Origin of the sequence: Shewanella sp. DW31, from assembly GCF_015767295.1 — a bacterium.
Classification (GTDB): Bacteria; Pseudomonadota; Gammaproteobacteria; order Enterobacterales; family Shewanellaceae; genus Shewanella; species Shewanella oncorhynchi.
Genome location: NZ_JADWMP020000012.1, coordinates 75,185 through 93,374 on the forward strand (window position 1 = coordinate 75,185; position 18,190 = coordinate 93,374).

Sequence of the window (18,190 nt, forward strand, 5' to 3'; positions counted from 1 at the left end):
CTATAGCAAGCGCCAGGCCAAGTTTTAATTGGCTCAACATCATGATATTTATAATTATTTTGTGATTGGAACTAGATTCGAATCACGATATATCACACATTGGCGATATATCGCGTTTTTAGTGTGCTCGTTTTGAATTAGATTTCACTCGATTGACGCTGGATCCCCAGTTTTTTCATTCGCGATCTCAGTGTACTTGCGGGCACACCGAGGACATTCGCTGCGCCGAGTGGGCCGGATATGCGCCAGTTTAAGCGCTTAAGTGTTTGTTCTATATGCAGCGCTTCCGCTTCCGCTAAGGTTTGCCCTTGGGTTTGAGCTAAGGGATTATTGCTCGGCATAGCGTGGATCTGCAGAATATCTCCTTGGGATAGAATGGCTTCGCGTTCGAGGATATTTTGCAGTTCGCGCACATTGCCGGGCCAAGTATAAGCCATGAGTTTTTGTAGCCCTTTTTGGCTCACTCCACGAATTTTTTTACCTAGTTTACGATTCAAGTTGTGCAGAATATGGCTGACGAGTTCGGGAATATCTTCGATTCTTGCGCGCAGTGGTGGTACTTGAATAGGGAATACATTCAAACGGTAATAGAGATCCATCCTAAATAATCCCTGTTCGACTCGCTTGAGTAAATCGTGGTGACTGGCGGCAACTAAGCGAATATCCACTTGAATGGTTTCGCTGCCACCGAGACGTTCAAAGGATTGTTCTTGGATGACTCGCAGTAGCTTTGATTGGGCTTCTAAACTGAGTTCAGCGACTTCGTCGAGGAACAGTGTACCTTGATGAGCAAGTTCGAAGCGACCTTTACGGCGGCTCGTGGCGCCAGTAAATGCCCCCTTCTCGTGACCAAAGAGTTCACTTTCTAGTAAAGATGCCGAAAACGCGGCACAGTTGACACTGATCATGGGTTTATCTTTGCGCCGACTGAGCTGATGTAAGTTACGGGCAACGAGCTCTTTTCCTGTGCCATTTTCGCCACAAATGAGCACAGTACTGTCGGTATTGGCCACCATGTGCAATTGCTGGATCATATGGCGGATCACTGTACTGGCACCCGAAATATCCACATCACCCGTTTTGTCTGCCAACTCTGCCTGTAGATAATGATTTTCAGAGGCGAGTCGCTCCGAGAGCGCTTGTACTTGGGCTAGTGCTTGGCGTAATGACTGCTCTGTTTGTTTTTGAATACTAATGTCGCGAAATATCGCGACTACGCCAATCAGTTGATTGTCACGGTAAACAGGGGTGGAACTGTAATGAACGGGGAAGCTACTGCCATCTTTACGCCAAAATACATCGTGGGTGATTTCTCGGGTGATCCCATCCTTTAAGGTGTTGTAAATTGGACAATCCTCTTGGGGATAATGACTGCCATCTGCATGACTGTGATGATGGCAGTTATGGATGTTTTTACCGAGTAGCTCTTCATTCTTCCAACCCGTCATGCGTTCGGCTGCCGGATTGATAAACACCGCATTACCGCTTAAATCAAATCCATAAATACCTTCGCCGACAGCGTTGAGCAGTAACTGGTTTTCCGGTAAGAAATGCTTATCTATCGATTTTTCATTATTGACTGAAATCTTATTGGTCATCTGTCTTACTCTGGTTTTGGCGGTATTTTCTGAGTATACCTTAAGTACTGTGACGCGATATATCGTGTTTTTGATTATGCCCTTTAAGCATTTTTTCTTTGGTAATTTTTCTGCTCACACTTTTTGCCGTTCGAGTACATTTTACTTGATGCCATCCTCTAAAAAATATTTTCATCTAAGAAATTGATATAAAAGATAAATGACTAATATTCATTCAAAAGTCTGATTTAATATTGGATATTGTTTAATTTATGTTATAAAAAAGTTTTTGTAATGTGATTTTGCGTTGGCCGTGGTAGCAAGGTTTAGGGAAGAGAATCGCACAAAGCAGGTCAGGTATTCTAAAAATAATAAGCAGTTGGGATGAATATGATGACCTCAAAGAAGCAGAAGTTTGGATTAAGTGCAGTGAGTCTGGCGATTACTCTAGCCTTGTCTGGTAGTTTAATCAGTCCGCAGGCAATAGCAGAAGAAGATGAGACGGCTGTTAAAAATGAGAACGTTGAAAAAATTGCAGTTGTAGGGTCCCGTGCTGCGCCACGCTCAATCGGCGATTCCCCCGTTCCTATTGATATTATTAGTAGTGACGACCTTAAAAAGAATGGTTCGACTGACATGATTGATATGTTAGTGACTTCGGTGCCATCGTTTAACTCACGCGCTCAACCCATTAGTGATGCAGCAACCTTAGTTCGTCCCGTTAATTTACGGGGTTTGCCATCAGACAGTACGCTAGTGCTAGTCAACGGTAAGCGTCGTCACCGTGCATCTGTGATTGCGTTTCAAGGTGGTGGTATTAACGATGGCGCTCAAGGTCCTGATATCTCAGTTATTCCTGGTTCTGCATTAAAGCAAGTTGAAGTGTTACGCGACGGCGCTGCGGCGCAGTATGGGTCGGATGCGATTGCCGGAGTCATGAACTTTGTTTTAAAAGATAATTCCGAGGGTGGTTCCATCACTGTGACCCAAGGAGAATATTACGAGGGTGATGGTGCTACAACTACGGTCGAAGGTGATGTCGGTTTACCTGTGACTGAAAATGGCTTCGTCAATTTAAGCTTCCAGTATAAAAATGCTGACTCCACTAACCGTAGTGTGCAGCGTCCTGATGCGGCTAACTTAGCCGAGCAGGGTAATACCGCGATCAATGACCCCGCTCAAGTGTGGGGTAATCCTGAAATTAATGATGACTATTCAGTGTTCATCAACTCAGGCTTAGACATTAATGCCAACATGCATGCCTATGCCTTTGGTAATCTGTCTTCCCGCGATGCCGTGGGAGGCTTCTATTATCGTTACCCGCAAAATCGTAGCAATGTGTATTCCAATGATGGTGGTCAGAATTTACTTGTGGGCGCTGTAAATGGTGATCCATCAACATGTGGACTCGTACCTATCCCTAAAAATGCTGATGGAAGTGACGGCAACGTACTCGACACTGATGCATACAAGGCGATGGTTGCCGACCCAAATTGCTTTGCTATGAACCAGATATTTCCAGGTGGCTATACGCCACAGTTCACCGGCACCATTGAAGATATGTCCTTCTTCGCAGGTGTAAAAGGCGATATCGGTGAATGGAATTATGATTTCAGTGCTGGTACGGGGGCGAACAAAGCCAGTTTTGGTCTTAAAAATTCGTTGAATCCATCACTGGGATTAGATACCCCGACGGATTTCGATACGGGAGCTTATGAGCAAGTTGAAACCACAGTTAACTTAGATTTCTCGCGCTTCATAACCTTAGGAGGCATTGAAGACATTAGTTTTGCTTCTGGTTTTGAATGGCGAAATGAGTCGTTTGAGATTTCTCAAGGTGATGAAGCCTCGTGGATTGCAGGCCCTTATGCTAGCCAAGGTTTCAACATTGGTGCGCACGGTTTTAAAGGCTTTGGCCCAGAGTCTGCGGGTAAAAACTCACGTCATAACATAGGTATTTATACTGATTTAGAAGCTTATTTAAGTGATGACTGGTTACTCGGTTTAGCACTGCGCTACGAAGACTTTTCAACCTTTGGTGATACGTTAAATTACAAATTGACGTTGCAGTATTCTGCAACGGATGAATTGTCGTTCCGCGCCTCACACAGCACCGGCTTTCGTGCTCCAACGGTTGGCCAAGAAAACGTGGTGAATACCCAGACATCGATCATCGATGGTGAATTGATCCAGACCTTTATTGCCCCCCCAACCGATCCGCTTGCGGCATTTTATGGTGGTGAAGTGTTAAAGCCAGAAGAGTCGATTAGTTATGCGATTGGGGCTGTATATGAGTACGAAAGCTTCTTCTTAACGGTCGATTACTACAACATTGGCGTAGAGGGCCGTATTGCACAGTCGAGTAAGATTGATGTTGAGGCTAAAGATTATGATGCCTTACGTGCCGCTGGGGTTGAGTTCCCTGAGTTAATCCAAGGTGTGAGCTATTACACCAATGACTTTGATACTACGACTCAAGGTATCGATATCGTCGCCTCCTATGATGCGGAAATTCTATCGGGTAATGCTAAGTTCAGTCTTGCCTATGGTTGGACCGATACCAGCGTTGATAAGTTTGATCTTAAAACGACCGATGCGGGTAAAGTTCGTCGATTAGAAGATGGTATCCCCGCACATCGTGCCACCTTAACTTGGGCACAGTCATGGGACAAGTTAACCCTGTCACTGCGTGGTAACTATTTTGGTGAGTACTATGCGACTCATGCTGACGATACCTCTGATTGGGGCTCTGAAATGGCTGATGCTGCGGTGACCGTCGATCTTGAAATGAGCTATCAATTACTTGATGGCTTAACACTGGCAGTAGGGGCGAATAACCTATTCGACCAAAAAGCGCAAAAGCTGAAAGTGGGCGATGATTACGCTTATTCTCAACTTGGTGGCGTTTATTATGAAAGTGGGCCATTCGATTACAACGGCGGTTTCTACTATGGTCGAGTGAATTACCGTTTTTAATGAGTAAGCCAATTTATAGAAGCGATTTCTAACCCACCTTTCAAGAAATTTGGCTTTTATAAATAGAAGTGAAGTAAGCAAAAAGGCTGTAATGCAGCCTTTTTTATTCGTATTTGACTCGTCCTAAATATAGTTTAGTGCTTAGTTACGATTCGTTTGCGCGGCAACTAAACCATTTAACACATCACTCATACTGAGTTTTGACGGCAAGAGAATTCCATTGGGGGCGCTTGGACCATAAATTTTATTGTAGGGCGTGCCGGGCACTCCTTCGTGGCGCATATAGGTTTCAATCGTTTTATTCGCCTCACTCCAGTTACCTTGCATCAGAATGATATTGTCGGCCATCAAGGCATTTACAATTTGCTCCCTGTGGGTGACTTCCGCTTTATTCGTTTGGCAGATGGTGCACCAATCAGAGGTGATATCGACAAAGACGGTATAGCCTTGGGCAACCAGAGGCGCGATTTTCTCTGGGGCTAAGGTGTGCCATTGTAGTTTTTGATAGGCTTGGTAATCCTCGCTTTTGTGCACAAATCCAATAATAGCACTGAGTCCTAAGGCGAAAAGTCCCAGCACAAAAATCACCGTCAGCGGTATGGTTTTACCTTTTTGTCTTTGCCAAAGCAGTAATAAGATCGCACCTATTAATAGGCAAAGAATAAAAATACTGATCAGCGTTATAGTGTTCATAAAATTTCCTGATTGAGAATCGCCTTTGTGATAATAGCGATGAAGGCTTAGGTATTAAGGTTTGGCTATAAAGACTTAGGTTAACGCTAATCTTAGCGGTTAACGGCTTAAATCAGTGTGAATTTATGGGATTATCGCGTTTGGGGTTCTCTTAAATGACTGTTCATTTATTGAAAATGGATTTATTAGCGTTAACGCCTTGATGACGCGATGTTAGAATAGCAAGCAAGTTTAAGGCCCTGCAGTGGGCATTTTTATTCGGCGAAAGGTGTCTCAATGAGTTGGAGTACTTGGTTAGGTTTATTGGCTATTTGTTGTTTGGGGGCTATGTCGCCGGGCCCAAGTTTGACTATGGTAGTACGTCATACTTTAGGTGGTGGGCGGGGGAAGGGTATCGTTTGTGCTTGGGCACACTCGATAGGGATTGGGATCTATGCGCTGGTGACGTTACTGGGCTTAGCCGTAGTCCTTAAAAAGGCGCCCTTAGTCTTTAATGGCATTGCGATTCTCGGTGCCTTATACCTTGCTTGGATGGGAGTTCAAGCGCTGCGTTCCAATGGCGGTATGCAAGCTAAATTGGCTGCAGGGGAGGCGACAGATACCTTAACTGCAGCCCGTGATGGTATCGCTATTTCTTTATTCAACCCTAAGATAATGCTATTTTTTCTTGCGTTATTCAGCCAATTTGTGATGGTCGCTGATAGCATGACGGCTAAAGCATTAATTGTTTTTACACCGTTAGTAGTCGATGGTCTTTGGTACACTTTGATAGCCTTATTGCTATCCCACTCGAGTGTGTTGCCTAAGTTGAGAGAAAAGGCGGGGTTAATTGATAAGTTGTCCGGCGTAGTATTGATATTGCTGGCGATCCGTGTGGTGTACACGCTTTAGCGATCTATCTAAAATCATTGGTTTTAAATAACAAACACGCCATCAATCGATGGCGTGTTTGTTTATGGCTATGCATTTAAATCAAGGCGTGATTAGCCTTTAAACATTTGCACAGAATTATCAGCTTCTTCTGCCACACTTTCTTGGATAATGGGTGGATTGGCAATGTGGTCGTCTAAGTTGTCACTCAGCATTTCTTTGAATTCACTGCTAAACCATTCTAATGCGCTCTCTTTTTCTGCACCGAGATCCGCTGATTTAATCGCGGCTTCGAAGGCATTAAAACGTGCTGCGGCAAAACGGAGTGCTGTGCCAACTTTACCTACATCTGCTTCTTGTTGGCTTAGCTGATTGGCTAAGGCAATAAACTGATCGGCAAGTTCGTAAATGGTGGTGCTGCTCGTGTCGGTCATGGCGTTCACTCTAAAAAAGTAACAGATTAAAGTTCGATTCTAACTTAATTGGTGTAAGAAGGAATCGTCAGGCATTAACTATTGGGATCTGTGTCGGTAATGACGACTCCTGTATGGGAGTCATAATTAATCGACAGTTTATCGTTTGTTCGATACAAATAAGTGCACTGGCCAGGATCGGTATAACTGGCTTTATAGTCGGTTTCAGTCGCATCAATATTCAAGCGCGAGACACTCGGCTGGGTATTTTGAAATAATACTTCCCATACCGATATACAGTCTTCGACATTATCGAGTGCCGGAGAGGCCTCATTGCCATGGATATAGTGTTGTGCTGGCCAACCGAAGGCGTTGAAATCTATTTGTTCGGATTGTGCCGTACCAAATACGGGTAAATCCTCTTTTGGACCTGAGCCCACTTTTACAGCCCATACGGAACGTGCCAGATTGATGGCTGATTTAAAGCCTCCACCTGCCGCTTTAACTGTTGCAATTTGCGCATCTTGTTGCACATTGATAAATTTTGGCAGGGCCACAACGGCTAAAATACCGAGCACTATGATGACCACCACAAGTTCAATTAAGGTGAAACCCGTTTGATGTCTTTGAATTGATTTATCAGAATGTTGGATCATCATTACGTATCAGAGTGTGCGAGAATGGGCGCACTATATCACTTAATTTCGAATGTTTTAAATTGAAAGTCTTAACGTGAGACCTAGCAGGTTTAGTGGTATTACTTAGCGGCAGGTAAGGTCTGCAAACTTGCCATACCACTACAGGACTTTTAAGCTAACCTGACTATAGAATTGAGGAAGTAAAATAGTGACTCAGGCGACATGGCAAACATTTATCGATGAGCAAAGAGCTTTGCCTTATTTTCAGCAACTAAGCGCATTTGTTGATAATGAACGCAGGGCTGGGAAAGTGGTTTATCCCCCCGAAGTTGATGTTTTCAATGCTTTTAGTATGACGCCCCTTGAACAAGTCAGAGTGGTTTTGATTGGCCAGGATCCCTATCACGGCCCAGATCAAGCCCATGGTTTATGTTTTTCGGTTAAACGCGGGATAAAACCACCGCCATCTTTAGCCAATATGTACAAAGAATTAGCGACGGATATTGAGGGTTTTGTTGTGCCATCCCATGGTGATTTATCCGCATGGGCGGAGCAGGGGATATTGATGCTCAATACGGTGCTGACCGTTGAGCAAGGCAAGGCGCATTCCCATGCCAAAGCCGGGTGGGAAGTCTTTACGACTGCGGTGCTGGAATTATTAAATCGGCAGACTCAGCCGATTATCTTCGTGCTTTGGGGCAGTCATGCCATTAAAAAGGGTCAAGTTATTAACGCACCGCAACATCAAGTGCTCACAGGACCACATCCTTCACCTTTATCGGCTTATCGGGGTTTTTTTGGTTGTGGGCATTTCTCTCAAGTGAATCAATTATTGCTTGAGCGAGGCGAAACGCCGATCCTTTGGCAGGTTTGATTTTAGGATTGCGGTTAAAGCAATAAAAAAGGTCTTACTGAGTAAGACCTTATTTTTGGGGCGAAACTACATTAGTTAGCAATCAGTGGTTTCTGTCGACCGAAATCTTAGCTAGCGTAACTAAGGCTTGCTTATAGTCGCTATCGGGTAAAGCAGATAATGCCGCGATCGCTTTCTCTGATTCTTCAATTGCTTTTTGTTGGGTGTAGTTTAACGCGCCGCAATGGTGCAGTGCTGCTACGATTTTATCTATGGCCTGAGTACCATCACCTTGTTCAATTGCTTGACGTATGAGCTGTTTCTCTTCGTCTGTTCCATGGGCAATGGCATAGATGAGTGGCAGAGTCGGTTTACCTTCGGCAAGGTCATCACCGATATTCTTACCTAGCTCGTCACTGTCGGCGGTATAGTCGAGTAAGTCGTCAGTAAGCTGAAAGGCGGTGCCGAGATACTTACCATAGTTGCCTAAGGCGGTTTCTTGCTCAGGCGTTGCACCTGCTAGCACGCCCGCGAGTAGCGTAGCGGCTTCAAATAACTTGGCTGTTTTGCAATAAATGACCCGCATATAGCTTTCTTCAGTGGTGTCAGGGTCATTGCAATTCATCAGTTGTAAGACTTCGCCCTCGGCCAACACGTTAGTCGTATCAGCTAACACTCTGAGCACTTTCATGTTGTCAAGTTCGGTCATCATCTGGAATGAGCGGGTATAAAGGAAATCCCCGACTAGCACACTGGCACTATTGCCAAACAGTGCATTGGCGGTTTCTCGTCCGCGGCGTAACGTCGATTCATCAACGACATCATCGTGGAGCAATGAGGCTGTATGGATAAACTCAATAATCGCCGCTAGCTTAAGATGTGCTTCTCCTTCGTAGCTCACTGCACGTGCGGCTAAAACCGATAGCAGAGGACGAAGACGTTTACCACCACCATTAATAATGTAAAAACCTAATTGATTAATTAGGGCGACATCTGATTCAAGCTGTTTATATATCAGCTGATTGACTGCTTGCATATCAGTGTCAGCCAGTTGACGAATAGCGTTTAAATCCATAATAGACTCTGGTTGTGGGGTCATTACGTACCCGGCCCCTGTTTAGGCTCACGTGTTATAATGAAATGAATTTTACCTAAAATTCTGACATATGACAGCACTAGCTCAACTAATGTGAGAGTTAATCCGGTCTTTTTTTATTCTTTCCTAATTAGGGCTTGCCAGAGTTGGATTCTTCGCGTAAACTCCGCGCCCATTGTCAATAAAGTTTTTGTAGCACCCTGCCTCATCCAAGAATGAGCCCGCGTGTTAGGAATTGGAGTAAAATAGCTATGTACGCTGTTTTTCAAAGTGGTGGTAAACAACACCGTGTAGCTGAAGGCCACACGGTACGTTTAGAAAAGTTAGAAGTTGCAACTGGCGAAACTATCGAGTTCGATCAAGTTCTTTTGATCGCTGATGGCGAAACAGTGCATGTTGGTGCTCCTTTAGTGGCTGGCGGTAAAGTTGTTGCTGAAGTTGTAAGTCACGGTCGTGGCGATAAAGTTACTATCGTTAAGTTCCGTCGTCGTAAGCACCACGACAAGAAAATGGGCCACCGTCAGTGGTTCACTGAAGTTAAAATTACTGCTATCAACGCATAATAGGAGTCTAACTCATGGCACATAAAAAAGCTGGCGGTTCTACTCGTAACGGCCGCGATTCAGAAAGTAAACGTCTAGGTGTTAAGCGCTTTGGCGGTGAATCAGTTCTAGCTGGTAACATTATTGTTCGTCAACGTGGTACTAAATTCCACGCTGGTGTAAACGTAGGTATTGGTCGTGACCATACTCTGTTTGCTCTGACTGACGGTAAAGTTAAATTCGAAGTTAAAGGCGCTAATAACCGTAAGTTTATTAGCATCGAAGCTTAACTTTCGAACCTAGCTTATACTGTTAAAGCCCCGCCATTGGTGGGGCTTTCTGTTTTTTGTGCTTCTATTTACGCCGTGTAGATGCTTGAGTTGGTAAATGATTACCAAGAATGAGCATTGACAGGTAAGATTGGGAGCAAAGTATCTCGAGTTTTTTGGCGACCAATGAAGTTAGACGGTATAATTGCTTCATTCAGTGGTGCCAGGAGTAAGTATGAAGTTTGTCGATGAGGCAGTAATTAGGGTCGAAGCAGGCGACGGCGGTAGCGGTTGTGTTAGCTTTAGGCGCGAAAAGTATGTACCTGATGGTGGTCCTGATGGTGGTGATGGTGGCGACGGTGGCAGTGTTTTTCTGCAGGCTGACGAAAACTTCAACACTTTGATCGAGTTCCGTTTTGAACGTTTTCACATGGCTGAACGTGGCGAAAATGGTCGTGGCCGTGATTGTACTGGTCATAGCGGTAAAGATTTGATCTTAAAAGTTCCTGTTGGTACTCGCGCGGTCGATCATGATACTGAAGAAGTCCTTGGGGATTTAACAACCCACGGTCACAAGCTATTGGTTGCCAAAGGTGGTTTCCATGGTTTAGGTAACACCCGTTTTAAGAGCAGTACTAACCGTGCCCCACGTCAAAAGACGTTAGGCACACCCGGTGAAGTTCGTAGCCTTAAATTAGAGTTGTTACTTCTGGCTGACGTTGGTTTGCTTGGCATGCCTAACGCGGGTAAGTCGACATTCATTCGTGCGGTTTCCCGTGCAACGCCGAAAGTGGCTGATTATCCGTTTACTACACTAGTGCCTAACTTAGGTGTGGTTAATCCACGTCCTGGGCAAAGCTTTGTGATTGCGGACATTCCTGGTCTCATCGAAGGCGCTGCCGATGGTGCGGGTTTAGGTATTCGCTTCTTAAAGCATCTTGAGCGTTGCCGTATTCTGCTGCATATCATAGATATTGAGCCGATTGACGGAACCGATCCGGTTGAGTCTGCGCGCGCTATCGTAGGTGAGCTTGAGAAATATTCTCCAAAGTTGGCGAGTAAGCCGCGTTGGTTAGTCTTTAACAAAACCGATCTGCTGCTTGAAGAAGAGCTGCAAGAGAAGGTTGATCGTATCGTTAAAGAAATGGGTTGGGAAGGCGATGTTTATACTATCTCCGCCTATAACCGCGACGGTACCAGTGAGTTGGCATTAAAACTCCTCGATTACATTGCGAGTCTTCCACCTGAAGACAATGAAGTCGACCCAGATAGTGAAGTTGAGTTTAAGTGGGATAATTATCATCAAGCAAACCTTGATTCATTGAATGAAGATTATGTTGATGAAGATGATGACGACGACTTTGATGATGACGACTACGACGTAGAAGTTATTTACCAAAGATAATAGTAATCTTTGAGTTTTGAGAGTTCTGTGTACGCTGATACTCAAAATGATATTACTCGGCAAGTTGTGCGTGCTGCACAATTGCTACTGGCCTACGGCGCGGAATCTGATTTAGTTGAAGAAATCAGCCAGCGTCTAGGTCAGGCTTTAGGTCTTGCCAGCGTAGAACTCTCTATTTCCTCTAATTCCCTCGTGTTAACCAGTTTGGTTCATGGTCGCTGTATCACAACTACTCGTCGTATTCGTGAGCATGGCATTAACATGACAGTCGTCTGTGAATTACAACGTATCTGTTTACTCGCTGAAAAGGGGTTGTATGGCCCAAATGAAGTGCGTAAACGCTTGGCGCGGATTGAACCTAAAACCTATCCTCCTAGCTTAGTGGTATTCATGATTGGCCTGTCGTGCGCTAGCTTCTGTCATTTATTTAATGGCGATCTCACTGCATGCGTGATTACTTTTTTTGCCGCGGCAGTGGGTATGTCGGTACGTTTAGCAATTGCTAAGCGGCATTTTAATTTATTAGTCAATTTTGCCATCACAGCTTTCGTCACCAGTATGCTGGCTCAAACTGGCTATGTGTTTGCATTGAGTGAAACGCCTAAGGCTGCTATGGCCGCGAGTGTGCTGATGTTAGTGCCGGGTTTTCCGATGATTAATGCGATTTCCGACATGGTAAAAGGGCACATGAATGTCGGTATATCCCGCTGGGGTCATGCTACTTTGCTGACCGTTTCTTCTGTGATTGGCATTACGATTGCGATGCAGATCGGCGGAATTTTCCTATGATGGAATTACTGATAACGCTGCTGCACGATGCTTTTTTCTCAGCAATTCCCGCCGTAGGATTTGCTATGGTATTTAATGTTCCTAAACGATTTCTTCCTTACTGCGCTTTAGCGGGAGCCATTGGCCATAGTTCCCGTACTTTAATGTTACAGTTTGGTCTGCCAATTGAGTGGGCAACCTTCGCCGCCGCGGCATTAGTAGGGATTATTACCATAGGGTTTGGTAAGCGCCACTTAGCGCCACCTTTAATGTATGCTGTCGCTGCGATTATTCCTATGATCCCAGGCACTTATGCATTTAATACTGTGATTGCCTTAGTGCAATTGACCGCTCAATCTCAAGTCAGTCCTGAACTGACGGGGCAAGTGATTAGTAATGGCCTCAAAACTGTCTTTATTCTAGGGGCGTTAGCTGTGGGTTTGGCCATGCCGAGTTTGCTATATTTCAGGACCCGCCCCGTCATTCAATAATTCTATTTCTATAAAACAGGAGTGAGCATGCGCATTGCTATGATAGCCGCGATGGCAAACAATCGAGTCATCGGAAAAGATAATAAAATGCCATGGCATCTTCCAGAAGATCTACGTCACTTTAAAGCTATGACCCTAGGCAAGCCAGTCGTGATGGGACGTAAGACCTTTGAGTCAATCGGTAGGCCCCTTCCTGGTCGACATAACATAGTGATTTCACGCCAAACGGATCTTGTGATTGAGGGCGTGACCTGTGTGACTTCGTTTGATGCAGCCAAACAAGCTGCTTGTGAGTGTGAAGAGTTAGTGGTTATAGGTGGTGGCCAGCTTTATGCCGAGTTATTGCCCTGCGCCGATATCTTATATTTGACGCAAATCAATCTTGAGGTGGAAGGCGATACATTTTTCCCCCACTGGGACGATGGGACTTGGAAGGAAACTGAATCTTTGTCGAGTATAAATGCGGCTGGTTTGGAATATCGCTTTATCAATTTGGTAAAAAAATGTTAAATTGCAGCTTCTGTTGTGTACCCTGTGTGTATGGGGCGTCAGTTTATCTAACGTATTGCATCATATCGGACATTTAGTTTTCACGGAAAGAGATAGCCTATTTCGTTATCCTAGATTTCGAACGAGAGCTAAAGCCAAGAGGTCAATATCATTTAGACAATAGATGCAGCCCATACAGAATTGATAATAAAACTATAAGAAAGTATTAAGGAGTATCGGATGCGTCTTATGCCTGTGGCCTTGGCTGCGTTGATTGGATTTAGTTCTATTGCTGTACCAACCTCTGCTGTTGCGGGGGAAGATCCACTCGTAGCGAGTCTTTGTGATTATGTAAAAGCTAACGACAAAAACCGCTTACGTAAAAAGTTAAAAGAAAGCCGCGTTAAGTTACGTCAGATTTACAGTGGTATCAGTTGCGATGGTGCAAGTCTATTGCGCACCGCTTACGGTGCGAGTGCGAACGATACCGGTGAGTTTGTGGCTAAGCGTTTGTCGGCGACTGAATTGAGTGTTGCTGAAGCTGATGGGATGACTATCCAAGCTTGGGCTGAAGCAAACGGTCATGGTGCTAGCCCAATTACCGCTGCAGTGAAAGAGCGTCTTGGCGCTGCTGCGGGCGGTGAAGAAGAGTAATGCGGATTTGAACTTAGCGGCACTTTAGCTCTATTTGCTGCTACGTTATATTAAGCGTCTAATATTAAGTATCTAGCATTAAGCATTAAGCTAGATAAAAATGCCAAACTTAAGTTTGGCATTTTTTATGGCCTTAATTTGTGCAAAGCCGGACAGTTCGAGTCGTCAGTAAGATAGGCAAGTGAATTCGTCTCAAAAGAAAGGGCCGCTAAGCGACCCTAGGTTTTAGTGGTGATAAACATTAGACTCTAAATTCACCGACCGAAGCTTGGAGTTCTTCGGCTAATTTGGCGACTTGATGGCTAGACTGAGCCGTTTGATCTGCACCGATAGCGGTTTCTTCTGAAATTGCTGCAATATGCTCTAGTTTTTCAGAAACTTGCTGGCTTACTAAATTCTGTTCCTGCGCAGCATGGGCGATATGGGTGCCAGAATCATAGGCCTTATGCACAGATTGGCTGATGGTCTCGAGGGCAATGTTGGCTTGCTCCGTTTTTTCAACACAGGCGTTGGCTTGAGCACGCCCCATATCCATGGCGGCAACGGCTTGCTCTGCACCTTGCTGCAACACTTCGATCATCTGTTGGATCTCTCGGGTCGACACTTGAGTGCGTGAGGCTAAACTACGCACTTCATCGGCAACTACCGCAAAACCACGACCTTGTTCACCCGCACGGGCGGCTTCAATAGCGGCGTTAAGGGCGAGTAGGTTAGTCTGCTCAGCAATACCACGGATCACATCCAAAATTGAGCCAATAGAGGCGCTGTCCGACTGCACTTTATTAATCACAACACCCGCTTTGGCCACTTCATCGGCTAAAGCCAAAATAGTCAGTTTGTTCTCTTGCGCAATGGCACGCATGTGCTGAGTTTCTTGATCAGCCTGTTTGATTTGCTCAAGGGCTTGATTGGCACTTAAAGACACCTGCTGAGCACTAGAGCTAAGTTCAGTTGTCGCAGTAGCCACTTGGTCAACTTGGCTTTTTTGTTCTTGTATGCCTGAGGTGGTTTGCGCTGTGATTGCTGATGTTTGTTCGGCTGCCGCGGCAAGTTGATTTGACCTATCTAAAATACCTATGATTAAACTGCGTAAGCTATCGACGAGACGATTACAGTTTTTTGCTAGTTCGGCAAATTCATCGTGTCCAGAGTCATCTAGTTTATGGGTAAGGTTACCTGAGGCTAAGACGTTCAGGGCATTGTTCACTTGGCTGAGTGAGCGTTTTAACGGATTCACCACAGCAAAACTCACAATCACAGCGACAACGATTGCTATTAACACGACAATCATGGTTTGTATGCTGGCAGAGTCAATCTTGGCTATGGTGTCATTGCTCATGTTCGCGGCAACAAGTTCGATGTTATCGCTGACATCATTCATGTTGGAATTGATGACTTTTACATCATTTTCGATAATGCCAAGTTTTATCACAGCTTCTTTGGAGTGGGAGAGCTGACTCGATTTTAGCAGCAACATAGATTGCGGACCGGTGACGAGCGCTAATACTTTTTCGATATCTTTAGTGACCGAGCTTAAGGTATCCGCTTCGACGATACCTTGACCGTGACGATTCACATATTCAAGTTTGTTCTTGGTTTCGCTGATAATGTAGTCAAGTTCCTTTGAGATCAGTTCGTGCTTACTGTCTTCGTCATTTGTTACTAAATCTGCAATAGTGGTGATGATATTTCCGAGGCTAGTATCAATAGCGCTGGCTGATGCAGCAAGACTCTGCTCATCGGGATTCTGACTGCTTTCTAAATCAACAATATCGAGCAGTTCCGATGAGGCATCATCGGCGGCATTTTCGAGCTTTTTCTTTAGTTCAACTAGCTGTTCTTGCTTGCTCAATGAGGCCTCACGTTCGGCGATCATGGCAATACTATCTCGCTCAAACGTAGCAAAGCTGCCGCTTAATTGGGCAATTAAAGAAGATAGATTCTGCTGGCTCTTGACTAACTGAGTGAGGGTGGCAATTTCGTTTTTGAACTGAGTCCCGTGGTCTTCAAACACTTTACGAATATTTGGGATATTTGCCGATCTAGGGGTGTTATAGGCAATGAGGATTTGTCTTTGTTGCTCACTCAATGCTTCACTAAGGTGGTTTGTCGATTTCAGCGCGGGCAAGCTTAATTCTTGCATCATAGCAGAGCTGGCTTTTAGGCTATTGTTGGTTAAATAAGATGTAAATCCTAGCAACACGAGTAAAAGTGTGACAATACCAAATCCGCCAATCACTCTGGTGGCTACATTAAATTTCATAGGATACTCCGATTTTTATTATATTTTTCCAAATGAAAACAGGGTGATATTCAGGGTTAGGCGGCTCAGTCTGTTATCGACTTTAAGCTGTTTTAGTTTAACTCTTTTTTAACTTTTTTTGCGTAATTTTTTGGTCTTTTTCAAGATGCCATAAGGTTAAGTGCTCACCCCAGCAACAGCCTGTATCTAAAGCCTTTAATTTAGTATCGTCGACCTTGCCCATCAACGCAGCCCAATGGCCAAATACTAAGGTATGACTCTGGCGCAGCGGCGAAGCAAACTCAAACCAAGGTTTGAGTTGTGGATTAGTACAGTTTTCAGGAGGTTGTTTGCAATCAAAATCAAGTCGGCCATCGACATAAAGATAGCGCATGCGTGTTAATGCATTGATGCAATAACGTAAGCGTTCTATGCCAATTGCACTTGGATCCCATTGTTCGGCGGTATCTGAATACATTTGGCTTATTAATGTCTCAAGATAATCATCGTGCTTGAGCGCGCGACTGACGAGTGCGGATTCTTCTCTTAATACCTCCAGCGACCACTGAGGTGGTACACCCGCATGACTCATAATGAGTTGGTGTTCAGGTAATTCACGCATAAGAGGTTGTTGTCTCAGCCAGTCAATTGAGGCTGAGATATCGGGGGATTCTAGAATTTCAGTGAGATTATCGCTGGGCTTAGCGCGTTTGAGCTTACCGTGTAATGCCATTAGATGGAGATCGTGGTTACCTAAAACCGTTTTAGCGGAATCACCTAAGGAGCGAAAAAAACGTAGCGTAGCTAAGGAGTCAGGTCCGCGTGCAACAAGATCACCTACAGCCCAGAGTTCATCGCGGGAAGGATTAAAATCGACCTTAGCGAGTAATTTTTGTAACTCAGCGAAACAGCCTTGAATATCACCAACAAAATAATGCGCCACAGTACCCCTTTCCTAACGATATTAATGTAGTAAGCCTGGGGTCGCTAAACGGAAGGGACGGATTGTCGCCTGAAAACGCTCACCCGATTCGCTGACCATACCATAAGTGCCGTGCATTATGCCAAGTGGCGTATCGAGCACAGTACCACTAGTGTATTGATAGGCAGTATTCGGCGCTATGGTTGGCGTTTCACCGACAACACCAGCACCTTGGACTTCACTGGTGTTGCCATTGGCATCAGTGATTATCCAGTGACGAGTTTCAAGTTTAGCCGCTTGCTCACCTAAATTGATGATAGTGATGGTGTAACTGAAGAGGTACTTTTCATCCTCGGGCGAGGACTGCTGCTCTATATACTCAGTTTTGACTTCGACCCGAATGGAGGTGTCCAATGCGCTCATTCTTGTTCCTAGGCTCTGGTCTAAGGGCACCTAAGTGCCCTGACATATTTATGCTTTCTTATCGCAAACCATGTTAGCCATAGCAACATACTGCTGCACGCTAATCTGTTCTGGGCGTTGACTTGAGTCAATCCCTAACTGCTCGAACTCATCGTCAGATAACATGTGCTTTAAGTTATTACGCAGAGTCTTACGACGCATGTTGAATGCGGTAGTACAAAGGTGGCGTAGTACGGTTACATCTTTACAAGGGAACGGCTTTACGGTGTATGGCAATAAGCGTACGACTGCTGAGTCCACTTTAGGCGCAGGGGTAAAGCTGTGGGGCGGTACTTCGAGAACCGGAACCACTTGGCAGAAGTATTGTGCCATGACCGTTAAACGGCCATAGGCTTTACAGCCTGGGCTTGCCGATAGACGCAGTACCACTTCTTTTTGTAGCATAAAGTGCATGGTTTCAATCTGTTCGGCAAATTCGAACAGGTGGAACATCAGTGGCGTTGAAATATTGTAAGGTAAGTTACCGAATACTTTCATTTTTTTGCCAGGCACACTCAGTTTGCCAAAATCAAACTGCAGTGCATCACCTTGGTGAATAGTCAGTTTATTTTTAAGGACTGGGTGTTGATGTAAGCGTTCAACCAGATCGCGGTCGAGTTCGACGACAGTCAGATTATCCACAGCATCGGCTACAGGTTCAGTTAAGGCACCAAGGCCAGGGCCGATTTCGACCATCACATGGTGATTATCGGGTGCAATTGCACCCACAATGCGGTCAATCACATTGCCGTCGGTAAGGAAGTTTTGTCCGAAACGCTTTCTGGCCGTGTGGCCTAAATGTACTTTGTTGCTCATTAATAATGTAATCG

The 18,190-nt window shown here is 44.9% G+C and carries 19 protein-coding genes; 10 read left to right on the forward strand and 9 right to left on the reverse strand.

Annotated elements, in window-relative coordinates:
- Positions 1-137: 137 nt before the first annotated feature.
- Positions 138-1,598: a sigma 54-interacting transcriptional regulator gene (locus GWI56_RS11755; protein WP_105250005.1), complete on the reverse strand. Its 1,461-nt coding sequence runs from the start codon at positions 1,596-1,598 to the stop codon at positions 138-140.
- Positions 1,599-1,967: 369 nt separating this feature from the next.
- Between GWI56_RS11755 and GWI56_RS11760 the strand changes: the two genes are divergently transcribed.
- Positions 1,968-4,553 carry a TonB-dependent receptor gene (locus GWI56_RS11760; protein ID WP_198573015.1) on the forward strand — a complete coding sequence of 862 codons (2,586 nt, stop codon included), beginning with the start codon at positions 1,968-1,970 and terminating at the stop codon, positions 4,551-4,553.
- Positions 4,554-4,694: 141 nt separating this feature from the next.
- Here the strand turns inward: GWI56_RS11760 and GWI56_RS11765 are convergent, their stop codons facing one another.
- Entirely contained in the window at positions 4,695-5,246 is a 552-nt protein-coding gene (locus GWI56_RS11765; RefSeq protein ID WP_198572983.1) for a thioredoxin family protein, read from the reverse strand.
- 276 nt (positions 5,247-5,522) lie between these two features.
- Here GWI56_RS11765 and GWI56_RS11770 point away from each other — a divergent pair, with 276 nt between their 5' ends.
- Positions 5,523-6,137, forward strand: a complete 615-nt coding sequence (locus tag GWI56_RS11770) for a LysE family translocator (RefSeq protein WP_105250002.1) — start codon at positions 5,523-5,525, stop codon at positions 6,135-6,137.
- Between the two features lie 92 nt (positions 6,138-6,229).
- Here the strand turns inward: GWI56_RS11770 and GWI56_RS11775 are convergent, their stop codons facing one another.
- On the reverse strand, positions 6,230-6,550 hold the full coding sequence (locus GWI56_RS11775; protein WP_105250001.1) for a DUF3144 domain-containing protein: 321 nt from the start codon (positions 6,548-6,550) through the stop codon (positions 6,230-6,232).
- Between the two features lie 74 nt (positions 6,551-6,624).
- Complete coding sequence (locus GWI56_RS11780) at positions 6,625-7,188, reverse strand: prepilin-type N-terminal cleavage/methylation domain-containing protein (RefSeq protein ID WP_198572984.1); 564 nt, start codon at positions 7,186-7,188, stop codon at positions 6,625-6,627.
- Positions 7,189-7,375: 187 nt separating this feature from the next.
- On the opposite strand from GWI56_RS11780, the gene ung reads away from it, so the two are divergent.
- Positions 7,376-8,041, forward strand: a complete 666-nt coding sequence (ung, locus tag GWI56_RS11785) for a uracil-DNA glycosylase (RefSeq protein WP_131523854.1) — start codon at positions 7,376-7,378, stop codon at positions 8,039-8,041.
- An 82-nt stretch (positions 8,042-8,123) separates the two neighbouring features.
- Here ung and ispB read toward each other — a convergent pair whose 3' ends face one another.
- Complete coding sequence (gene ispB, locus GWI56_RS11790) at positions 8,124-9,095, reverse strand: octaprenyl diphosphate synthase (protein WP_049821790.1); 972 nt, start codon at positions 9,093-9,095, stop codon at positions 8,124-8,126.
- Positions 9,096-9,367: 272 nt separating this feature from the next.
- On the opposite strand from ispB, the gene rplU reads away from it, so the two are divergent.
- From rplU to GWI56_RS11825, 7 genes are all read left to right on the forward strand, one after another.
- Positions 9,368-9,679, forward strand: a complete 312-nt coding sequence (gene rplU, locus GWI56_RS11795) for a 50S ribosomal protein L21 (RefSeq protein ID WP_006080526.1) — start codon at positions 9,368-9,370, stop codon at positions 9,677-9,679.
- A gap of 14 nt (positions 9,680-9,693) precedes the next feature.
- Complete coding sequence (gene rpmA, locus GWI56_RS11800; protein WP_006080527.1) at positions 9,694-9,948, forward strand: 50S ribosomal protein L27; 255 nt, start codon at positions 9,694-9,696, stop codon at positions 9,946-9,948.
- A 214-nt stretch (positions 9,949-10,162) separates the two neighbouring features.
- Positions 10,163-11,332 carry an Obg family GTPase CgtA gene (gene cgtA / locus GWI56_RS11805; protein ID WP_198572985.1) on the forward strand — a complete coding sequence of 390 codons (1,170 nt, stop codon included), beginning with the start codon at positions 10,163-10,165 and terminating at the stop codon, positions 11,330-11,332.
- 27 nt (positions 11,333-11,359) lie between these two features.
- Complete coding sequence (locus tag GWI56_RS11810; RefSeq protein ID WP_198572986.1) at positions 11,360-12,121, forward strand: threonine/serine exporter family protein; 762 nt, start codon at positions 11,360-11,362, stop codon at positions 12,119-12,121.
- Positions 12,118-12,591, forward strand: coding sequence for a threonine/serine exporter family protein (locus GWI56_RS11815; protein ID WP_113939894.1), 474 nt, complete (start codon positions 12,118-12,120; stop codon positions 12,589-12,591). Before GWI56_RS11810 ends, GWI56_RS11815 begins: the two co-directional genes overlap by 4 nt.
- A 27-nt stretch (positions 12,592-12,618) precedes the next feature.
- On the forward strand, positions 12,619-13,101 hold the full coding sequence (folA, locus tag GWI56_RS11820; RefSeq protein ID WP_198572987.1) for a type 3 dihydrofolate reductase: 483 nt from the start codon (positions 12,619-12,621) through the stop codon (positions 13,099-13,101).
- A 219-nt stretch (positions 13,102-13,320) separates the two neighbouring features.
- Positions 13,321-13,734 (forward strand): DUF3718 domain-containing protein, encoded by a 414-nt coding sequence (locus tag GWI56_RS11825; RefSeq protein WP_105249997.1) that lies wholly within the window; start codon positions 13,321-13,323, stop codon positions 13,732-13,734.
- A gap of 241 nt (positions 13,735-13,975) precedes the next feature.
- Here the strand turns inward: GWI56_RS11825 and GWI56_RS11830 are convergent, their stop codons facing one another.
- From GWI56_RS11830 to rsmA, 4 genes are all read right to left on the reverse strand, one after another.
- Positions 13,976-15,997, reverse strand: coding sequence for a methyl-accepting chemotaxis protein (locus tag GWI56_RS11830; RefSeq protein WP_198572988.1), 2,022 nt, complete (start codon positions 15,995-15,997; stop codon positions 13,976-13,978).
- A 97-nt stretch (positions 15,998-16,094) separates the two neighbouring features.
- Entirely contained in the window at positions 16,095-16,919 is an 825-nt protein-coding gene (locus GWI56_RS11835; protein ID WP_113939897.1) for a symmetrical bis(5'-nucleosyl)-tetraphosphatase, read from the reverse strand.
- Positions 16,920-16,940: 21 nt separating this feature from the next.
- Complete coding sequence (apaG, locus tag GWI56_RS11840) at positions 16,941-17,321, reverse strand: Co2+/Mg2+ efflux protein ApaG (RefSeq protein ID WP_028761528.1); 381 nt, start codon at positions 17,319-17,321, stop codon at positions 16,941-16,943.
- A 48-nt stretch (positions 17,322-17,369) separates the two neighbouring features.
- Positions 17,370-18,176 carry a 16S rRNA (adenine(1518)-N(6)/adenine(1519)-N(6))-dimethyltransferase RsmA gene (gene rsmA, locus GWI56_RS11845; protein ID WP_198572989.1) on the reverse strand — a complete coding sequence of 269 codons (807 nt, stop codon included), beginning with the start codon at positions 18,174-18,176 and terminating at the stop codon, positions 17,370-17,372.
- Between the last annotated feature and the right edge of the window lie 14 nt (positions 18,177-18,190).

What these genes read in the sequence shown, in the direction of transcription:
- GWI56_RS11755 (WP_105250005.1), bottom strand. Translation starts at nt 1,598, where the DNA reads ATGACCAATAAGATTTCAGTCAATAATGAAAAATCGATAGATAAGCAT.
- GWI56_RS11760 (WP_198573015.1), top strand. Translation starts at nt 1,968, where the DNA reads ATGATGACCTCAAAGAAGCAGAAGTTTGGATTAAGTGCAGTGAGTCTG.
- GWI56_RS11765 (WP_198572983.1), bottom strand. Translation starts at nt 5,246, where the DNA reads ATGAACACTATAACGCTGATCAGTATTTTTATTCTTTGCCTATTAATA.
- GWI56_RS11770 (WP_105250002.1), top strand. Translation starts at nt 5,523, where the DNA reads ATGAGTTGGAGTACTTGGTTAGGTTTATTGGCTATTTGTTGTTTGGGG.
- GWI56_RS11775 (WP_105250001.1), bottom strand. Translation starts at nt 6,550, where the DNA reads ATGACCGACACGAGCAGCACCACCATTTACGAACTTGCCGATCAGTTT.
- GWI56_RS11780 (WP_198572984.1), bottom strand. Translation starts at nt 7,188, where the DNA reads ATGATGATCCAACATTCTGATAAATCAATTCAAAGACATCAAACGGGT.
- ispB (WP_049821790.1), bottom strand. Translation starts at nt 9,095, where the DNA reads ATGGATTTAAACGCTATTCGTCAACTGGCTGACACTGATATGCAAGCA.
- rplU (WP_006080526.1), top strand. Translation starts at nt 9,368, where the DNA reads ATGTACGCTGTTTTTCAAAGTGGTGGTAAACAACACCGTGTAGCTGAA.
- rpmA (WP_006080527.1), top strand. Translation starts at nt 9,694, where the DNA reads ATGGCACATAAAAAAGCTGGCGGTTCTACTCGTAACGGCCGCGATTCA.
- cgtA (WP_198572985.1), top strand. Translation starts at nt 10,163, where the DNA reads ATGAAGTTTGTCGATGAGGCAGTAATTAGGGTCGAAGCAGGCGACGGC.
- GWI56_RS11815 (WP_113939894.1), top strand. Translation starts at nt 12,118, where the DNA reads ATGATGGAATTACTGATAACGCTGCTGCACGATGCTTTTTTCTCAGCA.
- folA (WP_198572987.1), top strand. Translation starts at nt 12,619, where the DNA reads ATGCGCATTGCTATGATAGCCGCGATGGCAAACAATCGAGTCATCGGA.
- GWI56_RS11825 (WP_105249997.1), top strand. Translation starts at nt 13,321, where the DNA reads ATGCGTCTTATGCCTGTGGCCTTGGCTGCGTTGATTGGATTTAGTTCT.
- GWI56_RS11830 (WP_198572988.1), bottom strand. Translation starts at nt 15,997, where the DNA reads ATGAAATTTAATGTAGCCACCAGAGTGATTGGCGGATTTGGTATTGTC.
- apaG (WP_028761528.1), bottom strand. Translation starts at nt 17,321, where the DNA reads ATGAGCGCATTGGACACCTCCATTCGGGTCGAAGTCAAAACTGAGTAT.
- rsmA (WP_198572989.1), bottom strand. Translation starts at nt 18,176, where the DNA reads ATGAGCAACAAAGTACATTTAGGCCACACGGCCAGAAAGCGTTTCGGA.